Origin of the sequence: Mesorhizobium sp. C264A (assembly GCF_040324515.1) — a bacterium.
GTDB lineage: Bacteria > Pseudomonadota > Alphaproteobacteria > Rhizobiales > Rhizobiaceae > Mesorhizobium.
On record NZ_JAMYVY010000001.1, the window covers coordinates 2,462,479 to 2,476,831 of the forward strand.

Consider the following 14,353-nt stretch of genomic DNA (forward strand, 5'->3'; position numbering starts at 1 on the left):
CAATGTATGGACGCGGTTTTGGCAGTTGCGGCCCGTCGCTGATCCTAAGTGGCCAGTCCGGTCCACACTCCCAACAATCAATCAACGTCGTTTCCGACGGGCACATCTGAAAGTTGCTGACCGCTTCCTAGGCCACTCGCGAAAAAGTCTCACGCGCCTCCCTCCCTAAAAGATATCGACTTGGACAGACGATCCCCTTCCCTGACCGATTATATTCGCTGCTGGTGAGCAGTACCTCTCCTCCTCCCGGCTGACTCTGTCGGCGTCGTCGCTGCTACCGCCTATTTCGTAAAGGGCGAACCCGGCGGCTCTGTACCGAGCGCCTTTTGCCCCAACCGTCGAGGCGACGACAGCGCTGCCGGAGTGTGGAAAAGCAAGGCGCGGCGGTTCATCCTGGACGTGGCAAACTCTCCCATATGCTGTGATGGCGATCAGTCAGTGACGTAAAACCATCAGTCGGCAATACGACGGTTGCGATCCGCTTCAAGATTGCGAGACCCCTGGCAGCCGACAGCCAGTTCAGTTGGCAACGCGCGGCGCCTGCATCTCGGACATATGCCGCGCCCGACCGCCCTACGACGGATTCTCGTTTTGGGGCGGGCTTGTCGCGACGAGGCGCTTCCATTGAGGCCGTGAAGCCTTGCAGCCGCAGTGCGGCTGGGGAGTGGCCAACCGACAAGCCTGCGCTCGGCCGCCATCCTGCGGCCGGCGCTGGCGACGTCGACTCTTCGGGCCGAGGTGAAGGAGCCGAGGTGAAGCCCCTCTGCTGCAGCGAGCCGTTCGCCGATCGCGGGCCACCTCAGGCTAGGTCGGCGAGGTTTCTAACGTGGTCTATCCAATAGCTCCTTGTCTACCGACTAGCGGCTACCTCAAGAACAGTCTCTGACCACGCCGCCCTCCTTTCCCGGCCCCAACTCAAGGTCAGCCAGGCGGCCGCACATCGCACCAAGCTACGGACGAAGAACGAAAATCGACGATTTGAGAGGTGCAGGGAAAACCCGCACCTCGCGAAATCGCCGGAAATTCCATTAAAAAACAACGACCGATCGACGCCGCACCTCGCGGCCTTTTATCTAGCCGTCTTAATCGGTCGTGCTAGGCGAGAATTTGTACGCATCGTCGTTTCTCCTTCCATCTACGATAATATACGAATTTATTCTCCACGCTACGTTTCCACGTTTTGGCGTCGAGTTCCGATGCGCCGAGCAGTCTTACGCGCTCTGCGACGGGTGTTTCGGCTGCACTGTGGCAGCGCTCGAACCGTCGTGGCGCACTTTTCCATCGGACTGGCGGAGCATCGTCACAGGCAATCGACCGCGGTCCGGCCGTCTGTGGATCGGCGCGGCCGCAGGCAAGATAACGTGCGTTCCGTCGTTCCTGGTCTGCATCGGTCCTCATCCGCCAAGGCGGATCTTCGTGTTCAGCTGGCGTCGTTCACGTTGCTGACGCCCTGCGTTTCAACTGACGATCCCCTGCTCATCGATGGGCTCCGAGCAGCTTGCGGTCCTTGAGATGAGCGCGCTGGGCAGCGTCGGTTGGGCTTGCCGCCGGATCGCCGACGTAGAACGTTCCGTCGCTCCACATGGCGTGCATGATCACCGCCAGCTTGCGCGCCACCGCCACGCACGCCTTGCGATGGCAGGAGCGTTTGGCGATTTCCCGGCCCAAGCTTTTGCCCTTGTCCATGCCGCGGAGGCGCGTCATCAGCGCCGACGCCGCCTCGTAGAGCGCGCGCCGCACGGCCGCGTCGCCAGCCTTCGAGATGCGTCCCTGGACGTCGATCGATGTGCTCGACTGCCATCGCTGCGAGGTCAGCCCGAAGTAGGCGGCGACGTCACGCGAGCGGCGGAAGCGCGATCGTCGATCGCCGTCATGAAGGAGAGCGCCGTCACCGGGCCGACGCCGGGGATGGCCATGAAGCGTCGGCACAGCTCGCTACGCGCGACGATCTCACCACCAGATCGTGCAGCCGGCAATATTCCCGCCACTGAACGGCGCGCCCCGACAACATGGCGTCCATCAACTCGGCTGACAGCGGATCGGCCGCGAGCACCGCCTGGTCGAAAGCGCCACGCGACGTGCCGCCAAGCTTGATGCCGAACGCCTTCAGCGAGTGCCGGAGGCGTTCTCAAAATTGACGAACTTGCGCTTCAGGTTGCGCCGGTGGGTCAGTAAAAGCCGCATCCGATAGCAATCCTGCGTCTTGATATGGGCCTGACGAAACCAGCCGGTGCGCATGATGTGGGCGATGCCGAGCGCATCGGCGGCATCCGTGTTGTTGCGCTGCGCCGACATCGCGGCGCCCACATGCTGTGTCTCCAGGCAGATCGCCGGAAGGCCGCGTTTCAGAAGCTCGGGATTGAGCCAGGGCGACAGCGATCCGGCCTCGTGGCCGACGCGCCGCAGCCGCGCCACGAACGGCTTCAACACCACGAACAACGCATCCGGATCGGTCTCCACCTTGACCGTCAAATGCACCTCACCATGTTCGTCGACGACGGACACCGCAGTTTCGTCCACGCAACATCCAGTCCGCAAAAATATTCCATCAGCCGCCTCCTGCGTGGCTTGACAGGTGATTTCTTAGCAGTTGCCCTGCTGTACTTATATATACTACTCCACAACAAAGGTAATTTGAAACGGACTCAGCATTATGCCGCAGTCTCCATTCTCAGCGAAGACAAACCTGATACCTCCCTCCTCAAGAGTTTTTTCAATCGAGCTGAGTGTTCGTGGACCTATTGGAGTGCCAGCTTCCAATCGCGTGATCGTTGTCGGGGCGACCCCCGCAAGGCTGGCCAGCTCGCTTATTTTCAGTCCCAGCGCCGCCCGAGCCATTCTGCATTGGACGCCTCGGATCGTCATTTCTCGTTGCCCCGGTGAACGAAAGTCCCTGGCAGAGATCATATAACTGCTATTCGCGCCATGGTTTCCCTTTCTGTTTTTGAGAAGGCATAATCCGGCCATTTTGCCCGTCAGATCGTGTCCCGCGGCGTGGTGTAGCTGGCGGCATTAGTCGCCGTGCTCTCCGGCATGGGCCGGGCTGATCAGCGCGCCACGGCTGGCAGGCTGATCAGGGGATCATCGCTCATCTGGCTGATCGTTTCCAGAGTCATATATCTGGCCCGCTGCACTGCCCATTCAGCGTTCTGTTCGAGCAGGATTGCGCCGACGAGGCGCACGACCGCATCGTCGTTCGGGAAGATTCCGACGACCTCGGTGCGCCGCTTGATCTCGCCGTTGAGACGTTCGATCGGATTCGTCGAGTGGAGCTTGGCGCGATGTTCCTTGGGGAAGGTCATGTAGGCCAGCACGTCGGGCTCGGCGTCGTCCATGATTGTCGCCAGCTTCGGCACCTTCGGCTGGATCTGGTCGGCGACGGCGCGCCATTGTACGGACGCGGCCTCGGGCGTTTCCTGGGCGAAAGCGGTGGCGATGAAGGCTGAGACGACCCTGCGGCCGCTCTTGCCGGCATGGGCCAGCACGTTCCTCATGAAGTGGACGCGGCACCTCTGCCATGTCGCGCACAGCACCTTGGTGACGGCCGCCTTGAGGCCTTCGTGAGCATCGGAGACGACGAGCTTGACGCCGCGCAGGCCGCGACGTGTCAGCTTGCGCAGGAACTCTGTCCAGATCGGCTCGGCCTCCGAGGTGCCAATCTCCATGCCCAGTACCTCGCGCCGGCCGTCCGCGTTAACGCCGACGGCGATGATAACGGCGACCGAGACGATCCGCCCACCGCGGCGGACCTTCAGGTAAGTGGCGTCGATCCACAGGTATGGCCAATCGCCCTCGATCGGCCGATCGAGGAAGGCCTTCACCTTCCCGTCGATCTCCTTGCACAGCCGCGAGACCTGGCTCTTGGATATGCCGCTCATACCCATGGCCTTGACCAGGTCGTCAACCGACCGGGTCGAGATGCCTTGCACATAAGCTTCACTGGATGACGGCGGTTAGCGCCTTCTCGGCCATGCGGCGCGGTTCGAGGAAACCTGGGAAGTAGCTTCCCTTCCTGAGCTTCGGGATGCGCAGCTCGACCGTGCCGGCCCGCGTCTCCCAGTCCCGGTCGCGGTAGCCATTGCGCTGGGCGAGCCGCAGCGGGTTCTTCTCGCCATAGCTGGCGCCGGTGGCCGCGCCCACCTCCATTTCCATCAGTCGCTCGGCGGCAAAGCCGATCATCTCCCGCAGCAGATCGGCATCCGGGGTCTTCTCCACGAGCGTGCGCAGGTTCATCATGTCGTCGGTCATCGGTGGTCCTTCCGAAATGGGTTGGCGTCAACAACCAAACCCTACCGGAAAGCGCCGATGACCACCCACACGCCGCTCGCTCGCTACAGCGCTACTAACGGCGCGCTCGTGAGCGGCTTCGCTACTGCCGAGCTACACCACCTGATGGGACACGACCGCCCGTTCACGGCAGGTCGCGCATAACATAGTATATCTCGGAAGTTAACTAAGCCTAAACATTCAACTGCAGCGTCATACCTGATTATATCAATCAGCCTTACAAGTGGTTGCAATTCTTTGGAGGTGCCTGTCTCTTGCCGGGAAATGCCGGAGGGATTTCAGCAATGACCACCAATATCGATTTGGACAGTTTTTCGGGTTTGGCCGACGAGCATTCCGGGCCGAATGAACACAGCAGCCAGGCAACGCCGGTAGAGATCCAGGTTGCGCAAGCAACTTCGACGCAGCCGCCCGCGCCGCCAGCCTCCGAACCGGTGCCGGTCGACGTCGGAAGCGGCGCGCCCGTTCAACCGGCGGCTCCCGCGGCGGCGAACGCAGCGGCGGCGCCCCATGAATATGTGGCCGACGCTAGCAACATGGTCAGGCTTCCGTCCAGCGTTTCCATCGACAACATCAAGGTCGACGGCCACAACCTTTTGCTCGAACAGGCCGACGGCTCGGTGATCGCGATCAAGGATGGCGCCCTGAACGTGCCGACCTTCATCATCGGCGACGTCGAGGTGCCGCGCGTTGCCTTGCTGGCCGCCCTTGAAGCAAGCCACGTCGATGTCGCCTTCGGCGCCGACGGTTCCATGTCGGCTGGTCCGGGAGGTGCCCCGGGCAGTGCTGGTGGGGACTTTACGGTTCCCCCAGGCGGTATCGGTGACGGATTCGACCTTTCGGCCTTGCTCCCCCCGACGGACCTGCAGTTTGGGCAGTTGGAGCCACGCGAGTTGACCATCGGCGTCTTGGGAAAGGACTCCACGCCATCGATTGGGCTCATAGGAGAGACCACCGTCTATGAGGCCGGCCTTCCGGCACGCGGCGGCGAGTCCGCGGGCTCGAACGCTGCCGCCAACTCGGAGACCACCTCGGGCACCATCGGCTTCACTTCGCCGGACGGCGTGTCGGTAGTCTCGCTCGGCGGCCATGTGCTGACCGGCGCCGCGCAGACCTTCACCGACGCCACCGGCTCGCTGACGGCAAGCTATGTCTACAATCCGGCCACCGGCGCCGGCACGATCAGCTATTCCTACACGCTCGTCGACAACACCACCGGCGACAACACCACCGCCAGCTTCGCAGTCGTCGTCACCGACACTGACGGCGACAGCGCACCGGCCGGCAACCTGGTCATCAACATCATCGACGACGTGCCGACGGCGCATGCCGATACCGACAGTGTAGCCTCCAACCAGTTCACGGCCGAGGCCGGCAACGTGCTGACGGCGGTGGGCACCACCTCGCCGGTGACCGGCATCGATGTCCTGGGTGCAGACGGCGCAGCGGTGGTTGGCGTCCAGGCCGGCGACACCAATGCCGACTTCACCGGCTCGCTCGGCGTGCAGATCCAGGGCACCTACGGCAAGCTGACGCTTAACGCCGACGGCTCCTACTCCTATGTACGCGATGCCGGCTCGCAGGGCGGCCACGACGACGTCTTCACCTACACCATCAAGGATGGCGACGGCGACACCTCGCACACCACGCTGACCATCTCGATCGGCGACTCGACGCCGACCGACAGCATTCCGGCGCCGGGCCTTGCCTCGACCACCGTCTATGAGGCCGGCCTTCCGGCACGCGGCGGCGAGTCCGCGGGCTCGAACGCTGCCGCCAACTCGGAGACCACCTCGGGCACCATCGGCTTCACTTCGCCGGACGGCGTGTCGGTAGTCTCGCTCGGCGGCCATGTGCTGACCGGCGCCGCGCAGACCTTCACCGACGCCACCGGCTCGCTGACGGCAAGCTATGTCTACAATCCGGCCACCGGCGCCGGCACGATCAGCTATTCCTACACGCTCGTCGACAACACCACCGGCGACAACACCACCGCCAGCTTCGCAGTCGTCGTCACCGACACTGACGGCGACAGCGCACCGGCCGGCAACCTGGTCATCAACATCATCGACGACGTGCCGACGGCGCATGCCGATACCGACAGTGTAGCCTCCAACCAGTTCACGGCCGAGGCCGGCAACGTGCTGACGGCGGTGGGCACCACCTCGCCGGTGACCGGCATCGATGTCCTGGGTGCAGACGGCGCAGCGGTGGTTGGCGTCCAGGCCGGCGACACCAATGCCGACTTCACCGGCTCGCTCGGCGTGCAGATCCAGGGCACCTACGGCAAGCTGACGCTTAACGCCGACGGCTCCTACTCCTATGTACGCGATGCCGGCTCGCAGGGCGGCCACGACGACGTCTTCACCTACACCATCAAGGATGGCGACGGCGACACCTCGCACACCACGCTGACCATCTCGATCGGCGACTCGACGCCGACCGACAGCATTCCGGCGCCGGGCCTTGCCTCGACCACCGTCTATGAGGCCGGCCTTCCGGCACGCGGCGGCGAGTCCGCGGGCTCGAACGCTGCCGCCAACTCGGAGACCACCTCGGGCACCATCGGCTTCACTTCGCCGGACGGCGTGTCGGTAGTCTCGCTCGGCGGCCATGTGCTGACCGGCGCCGCGCAGACCTTCACCGACGCCACCGGCTCGCTGACGGCAAGCTATGTCTACAATCCGGCCACCGGCGCCGGCACGATCAGCTATTCCTACACGCTCGTCGACAACACCACCGGCGACAACACCACCGCCAGCTTCGCAGTCGTCGTCACCGACACTGACGGCGACAGCGCACCGGCCGGCAACCTGGTCATCAACATCATCGACGACGTGCCGACGGCGCATGCCGATACCGACAGTGTAGCCTCCAACCAGTTCACGGCCGAGGCCGGCAACGTGCTGACGGCGGTGGGCACCACCTCGCCGGTGACCGGCATCGATGTCCTGGGTGCAGACGGCGCAGCGGTGGTTGGCGTCCAGGCCGGCGACACCAATGCCGACTTCACCGGCTCGCTCGGCGTGCAGATCCAGGGCACCTACGGCAAGCTGACGCTTAACGCCGACGGCTCCTACTCCTATGTACGCGATGCCGGCTCGCAGGGCGGCCACGACGACGTCTTCACCTACACCATCAAGGATGGCGACGGCGACACCTCGCACACCACGCTGACCATCTCGATCGGCGACTCGACGCCGACCGACAGCATTCCGGCGCCGGGCCTTGCCTCGACCACCGTCTATGAGGCCGGCCTTCCGGCACGCGGCGGCGAGTCCGCGGGCTCGAACGCTGCCGCCAACTCGGAGACCACCTCGGGCACCATCGGCTTCACTTCGCCGGACGGCGTGTCGGTAGTCTCGCTCGGCGGCCATGTGCTGACCGGCGCCGCGCAGACCTTCACCGACGCCACCGGCTCGCTGACGGCAAGCTATGTCTACAATCCGGCCACCGGCGCCGGCACGATCAGCTATTCCTACACGCTCGTCGACAACACCACCGGCGACAACACCACCGCCAGCTTCGCAGTCGTCGTCACCGACACTGACGGCGACAGCGCACCGGCCGGCAACCTGGTCATCAACATCATCGACGACGTGCCGACGGCGCATGCCGATACCGACAGTGTAGCCTCCAACCAGTTCACGGCCGAGGCCGGCAACGTGCTGACGGCGGTGGGCACCACCTCGCCGGTGACCGGCATCGATGTCCTGGGTGCAGACGGCGCAGCGGTGGTTGGCGTCCAGGCCGGCGACACCAATGCCGACTTCACCGGCTCGCTCGGCGTGCAGATCCAGGGCACCTACGGCAAGCTGACGCTTAACGCCGACGGCTCCTACTCCTATGTACGCGATGCCGGCTCGCAGGGCGGCCACGACGACGTCTTCACCTACACCATCAAGGATGGCGACGGCGACACCTCGCACACCACGCTGATCATCTCGATCGGCGACTCGACGCCGACCGACAGCATTCCGGCGCCGGGCCTTGCCTCGACCACCGTCTATGAGGCCGGCCTTCCGGCACGCGGCGGCGAGTCCGCGGGCTCGAACGCTGCCGCCAACTCGGAGACCACCTCGGGCACCATCGGCTTCACTTCGCCGGACGGCGTGTCGGTAGTCTCGCTCGGCGGCCATGTGCTGACCGGCGCCGCGCAGACCTTCACCGACGCCACCGGCTCGCTGACGGCAAGCTATGTCTACAATCCGGCCACCGGCGCCGGCACGATCAGCTATTCCTACACGCTCGTCGACAACACCACCGGCGACAACACCACCGCCAGCTTCGCAGTCGTCGTCACCGACACTGACGGCGACAGCGCACCGGCCGGCAACCTGGTCATCAACATCATCGACGACGTGCCGACGGCGCATGCCGATACCGACAGTGTAGCCTCCAACCAGTTCACGGCCGAGGCCGGCAACGTGCTGACGGCGGTGGGCACCACCTCGCCGGTGACCGGCATCGATGTCCTGGGTGCAGACGGCGCAGCGGTGGTTGGCGTCCAGGCCGGCGACACCAATGCCGACTTCACCGGCTCGCTCGGCGTGCAGATCCAGGGCACCTACGGCAAGCTGACGCTTAACGCCGACGGCTCCTACTCCTATGTACGCGATGCCGGCTCGCAGGGCGGCCACGACGACGTCTTCACCTACACCATCAAGGATGGCGACGGCGACACCTCGCACACCACGCTGACCATCTCGATCGGCGACTCGACGCCGACCGACAGCATTCCGGCGCCGGGCCTTGCCTCGACCACCGTCTATGAGGCCGGCCTTCCGGCACGCGGCGGCGAGTCCGCGGGCTCGAACGCTGCCGCCAACTCGGAGACCACCTCGGGCACCATCGGCTTCACTTCGCCGGACGGCGTGTCGGTAGTCTCGCTCGGCGGCCATGTGCTGACCGGCGCCGCGCAGACCTTCACCGACGCCACCGGCTCGCTGACGGCAAGCTATGTCTACAATCCGGCCACCGGCGCCGGCACGATCAGCTATTCCTACACGCTCGTCGACAACACCACCGGCGACAACACCACCGCCAGCTTCGCAGTCGTCGTCACCGACACTGACGGCGACAGCGCACCGGCCGGCAACCTGGTCATCAACATCATCGACGACGTGCCGACGGCGCATGCCGATACCGACAGTGTAGCCTCCAACCAGTTCACGGCCGAGGCCGGCAACGTGCTGACGGCGGTGGGCACCACCTCGCCGGTGACCGGCATCGATGTCCTGGGTGCAGACGGCGCAGCGGTGGTTGGCGTCCAGGCCGGCGACACCAATGCCGACTTCACCGGCTCGCTCGGCGTGCAGATCCAGGGCACCTACGGCAAGCTGACGCTTAACGCCGACGGCTCCTACTCCTATGTACGCGATGCCGGCTCGCAGGGCGGCCACGACGACGTCTTCACCTACACCATCAAGGATGGCGACGGCGACACCTCGCACACCACGCTGACCATCTCGATCGGCGACTCGACGCCGACCGACAGCATTCCGGCGCCGGGCCTTGCCTCGACCACCGTCTATGAGGCCGGCCTTCCGGCACGCGGCGGCGAGTCCGCGGGCTCGAACGCTGCCGCCAACTCGGAGACCACCTCGGGCACCATCGGCTTCACTTCGCCGGACGGCGTGTCGGTAGTCTCGCTCGGCGGCCATGTGCTGACCGGCGCCGCGCAGACCTTCACCGACGCCACCGGCTCGCTGACGGCAAGCTATGTCTACAATCCGGCCACCGGCGCCGGCACGATCAGCTATTCCTACACGCTCGTCGACAACACCACCGGCGACAACACCACCGCCAGCTTCGCAGTCGTCGTCACCGACACTGACGGCGACAGCGCACCGGCCGGCAACCTGGTCATCAACATCATCGACGACGTGCCGACGGCGCATGCCGATACCGACAGTGTAGCCTCCAACCAGTTCACGGCCGAGGCCGGCAACGTGCTGACGGCGGTGGGCACCACCTCGCCGGTGACCGGCATCGATGTCCTGGGTGCAGACGGCGCAGCGGTGGTTGGCGTCCAGGCCGGCGACACCAATGCCGACTTCACCGGCTCGCTCGGCGTGCAGATCCAGGGCACCTACGGCAAGCTGACGCTTAACGCCGACGGCTCCTACTCCTATGTACGCGATGCCGGCTCGCAGGGCGGCCACGACGACGTCTTCACCTACACCATCAAGGATGGCGACGGCGACACCTCGCACACCACGCTGACCATCTCGATCGGCGACTCGACGCCGACCGACAGCATTCCGGCGCCGGGCCTTGCCTCGACCACCGTCTATGAGGCCGGCCTTCCGGCACGCGGCGGCGAGTCCGCGGGCTCGAACGCTGCCGCCAACTCGGAGACCACCTCGGGCACCATCGGCTTCACTTCGCCGGACGGCGTGTCGGTAGTCTCGCTCGGCGGCCATGTGCTGACCGGCGCCGCGCAGACCTTCACCGACGCCACCGGCTCGCTGACGGCAAGCTATGTCTACAATCCGGCCACCGGCGCCGGCACGATCAGCTATTCCTACACGCTCGTCGACAACACCACCGGCGACAACACCACCGCCAGCTTCGCAGTCGTCGTCACCGACACTGACGGCGACAGCGCACCGGCCGGCAACCTGGTCATCAACATCATCGACGACGTGCCGACGGCGCATGCCGATACCGGCAATGTCAACGAGGGCGCTTTGCTCACCGTATTGGCGGCGGCAGGCGTGCTCGTCAATGACGTCGCCGGCGCCGACGGGGCCACGATCGATGGCGTACGGGCGGCGGGCGGCAACACCACGACAGCAGTATCGGGTGGCGTCAACACCGACATTGTGGGCCTGCACGGCACGCTTCACCTCAACCTCGACGGCTCCTACACCTACCAGTCGACGGCTCACAGCATTAACGCGAACACCACGGACGTGTTCGTCTACACAATCAAGGACGGCGACGGCGACTTCTCGACGACGACATTGACCATCAACCTGACGGACATCAACGATGCACCGGTTGTTGCCAGCACCCAGAACTGGATGTCGAGCGACCCGGGGCAGCAGACCCTTGGCACGCCGACTTATCCCAATGGATATCCGCTGCTGGTCTCGATCCCGACGGATGCGGATGGCGACAACCTGATCGTCACCGCAACAGGGACGATCCCGACTGGGGTGTTCTACTACAACGGCGTGACCTATGTCGCCCTGACAACCGGCACCGTGCTCTACAATCCGTCCGGTGGCATCAACCTGCTGGGTAACCTGGTCTACACACCAACCGCCACGGTAACCGATACTGTCAACACCAACCTTACGCTGAATGTCTTCGATGGCACCGCCACGACTGTCCAGACTGTCGGCATCCACGAAGTGCCCCCGACCAGTCTGCCCAGCGACACTGCTCAGGTGGGCAATGGCAGCAGCCCTCTTACCTCGGGAAATGATCAGGTCACGACCCTGGCCCTGTCACAAGCCACGGTAAATGCTATAATCGCCGATCCTCATAGCGCGACTCTAGTAGTCTATACCGACTTTCAAGAGTCGCCCTTCGTAACGCCGATACCTGTAGCGGAGCGAAATCCCGGCGTGTTCGGAGACAGCAGTGCGGGATCGCATCGCGAACAGGAAGTCCAGGTCGAGATAGTCATAGGCACCAACCATTTCGCAGTTGTCGAAGACGATCTGACCGCCGGAACATTCGAACAGAGCTGGTTCTACGATCCGGCCACCGGCCTGATGAAGGCAACTGTCGACTACGACCATATCTTCCTTCTGGACGGCAGCGGCAACGCCACCTCCACGACGCTTGCCAGCTATTTGATCGCACACCCACCTACAGCCGGCGACTCATGGACGCTGTCTTACTTCGACAATAGTGGTGGCAATTACCAGGCGCGCTCGGTCAGCTTCTCCTTCTTCTCGCATGATCCGGGCGATCCCGGCATCACGGTGAATGGCGACGCCACATTGGCCGACCAGATCTATGGTACGTCCGGTGTCGATCATCTGTCCGGTGGCGGTGGAAACGACATCATTATCGGACGGGGCGGCAACGATTTCCTGACGGGCGGCGCCGGCGCCGACACCTTCCTGATCGGGACTGGGGATTCGACACCCGTTATAGGCGGAACCGGCAATGCCGGGACGATCACCGGCTATGACATCATCACTGACTTCGTCGCCGGGACCGACAAGTTGGCCCTGCCAGGGACTCTGGTGGCCGCCACCGCCGGCCTTGTCGACGGAGCAGGAGACTCCGTATTGACGATCGGCGGAGATACAGTGGAATCTCATTCGGTCACCAACGGCATCGCCAGTTTCTTCGGAACAGATGCCGGCGGCTCGCCGTTGGCTATCACCTCAACCGCAGCTCTCGCGGCGGCTGTCCAATATCTCATGGGCACAGACATCGGAAACGCCGGGGCGACGCTCGCATTCACGGCAACCATCTCGGGCGTAAATCATACGTTCGTCTATACCCAGACAACCACCAATGCCGGCGTAGGAGCACTGGTCGATCTCCAGAACGTCACGGTAGCGAACCTGAACACCCTGATCGGCGGATCGGTCGATCCGATTATCCTGGATCTGAACCATGATGGCTTCGCCTTCTCCGACGTCAGCCATGGCGTCCAGTTTGACATCAATGGTGACGGAACCAAAGACCAAATTGCCTGGAACACCTCGAACGACGGCATGCTGGCGATCGACCTCAACCATAACGGCAAGATCGATGATGGCACCGAGCTGTTTACGCCGAGTTTCGGCGGCGGCCATTTCGCCAGCGGCGCGGCGGCACTTGCATCGCTCGACAGCAATCATGACGGCGTCATCGATCAATACGACGATGCCTTCAGCAGCCTGCTGATCTGGAAGGACGCCAACGCCAACGGCATCAGTGACTCTGGGGAATTGTCACACCTTGCTGATAACGGTATTATTTCGATCAGCACGACAACGACCTCCGCTGTCGGCGAAATCGATGGGCAGGCCGTGGCAAGCAACGGCACCTTCCAGATGGCCGACGGCACGACCGGCAACTATATCGAGGTCGAACTCAACACCTCACTTGTTGCGCCCGTGGAAACGTCCGTTGCCTCCGATGGCACAAGGACCTTCACCATCGGCTCGCTCGAGGTAGCCGACCTGATCGCAGACTTCCACGATGGCGACCAGCTTGATCTTTCCTCGTTGCTCAAAGGCTTGGCTGGCGTCACCGATCTCGTAGGCGGCGGCTTCGTGGAGATCGCGCAGTCCTCGGCCAATGCCGAGGTCAAGGTCGACACCGACGGCGGCGGCGACAACTATCATACGGTCGCCGTGCTGGAGAACTACACATTCCACAGCGCCGCCGATGCGGTCAAAATACTCTACGATGACAGCCACGGCACCAAGACGGACGTGGTCTAAGGGGCGAAAGGGACGGGGTGAGGAGCATGAACAGAGTTTTGCGAGTGGCTTTCGGAGCCGGGCTGCTGTCGATATGCGCGACAGGACTTCAGGCCGCCGACATTATCGAAGGGCCGGTGGCCGACTATTGCCGGACCGTCGGCACGTCGAATTTGGTGTTGAACGACAACATCGTCGATCTCAAGACCGAGGTGGTGAAGCTCATGGACGAGTCGGTGGCCGTCGCCAACAGCTCGGAATGGATCAATTCGTCCCGCCCCGCCTTCATCTGGGCGTCGGAAGCCAAGGTCGCCTGCGGCATGGCCTATGGTTATCTCAAGACGAACTACAAGGACGAAGACACCCTCAACAAGTGCGAGTGCTTCCACGACCGCATGGTCGAGTACATGAACTGACCGGAAGGGATCAAGTCGCGCCGACAGGCTGACGATGACAGCCCACGGGAGATTGTCGAGAGCGATTGCTGGAGCGATCGTACTGGCCATTTCTGCCCCTGAAGCCCGTGTCAATTGGCTGGAACGACCTGCCCTTGAGCCACACGCTTTATCCGGGTCAACGCGGCCGGTTCGCTGTCATGCAGTTCGGGAACTTTTCGCACGGGCAATTGTTCGAAAACGGATGACTACTAGCTGATCTTGGCCCACCACAACCGGTGGATTCCAACG

3 protein-coding genes and 2 pseudogenes are annotated in these 14,353 nt (G+C 63.5%); 2 read left to right on the forward strand and 3 right to left on the reverse strand.

The window, feature by feature from the left end; translation table 11 throughout:
* Window positions 1-1,476: 1,476 nt before the first annotated feature.
* The 3 genes and pseudogenes from NKL04_RS12200 to NKL04_RS12210 form a co-directional block, all read right to left on the reverse strand.
* Window positions 1,477-2,549 (reverse strand): annotated as a pseudogene (locus tag NKL04_RS12200) (IS110 family RNA-guided transposase).
* Window positions 2,550-2,613: 64 nt separating this feature from the next.
* On the reverse strand, window positions 2,614-2,967 hold the full coding sequence (locus tag NKL04_RS12205; protein ID WP_352723745.1) for a helix-turn-helix domain-containing protein: 354 nt from the start codon (window positions 2,965-2,967) through the stop codon (window positions 2,614-2,616).
* An 80-nt stretch (window positions 2,968-3,047) separates the two neighbouring features.
* A pseudogene (locus tag NKL04_RS12210) lies at window positions 3,048-4,248 on the reverse strand (IS256 family transposase).
* A 323-nt stretch (window positions 4,249-4,571) separates the two neighbouring features.
* Between NKL04_RS12210 and NKL04_RS12215 the strand changes: the two are divergent.
* Together NKL04_RS12215 and NKL04_RS12220 are read left to right on the forward strand one after the other, a co-directional pair.
* A complete protein-coding gene (locus NKL04_RS12215) occupies window positions 4,572-13,688 on the forward strand; it encodes a beta strand repeat-containing protein (protein WP_352723747.1) in 9,117 nt (3,038 codons plus the stop codon).
* Window positions 13,689-13,714: 26 nt separating this feature from the next.
* Window positions 13,715-14,083, forward strand: a complete 369-nt coding sequence (locus NKL04_RS12220; protein WP_023673611.1) for a hypothetical protein — start codon at window positions 13,715-13,717, stop codon at window positions 14,081-14,083.
* Window positions 14,084-14,353: the final 270 nt, after the last annotated feature.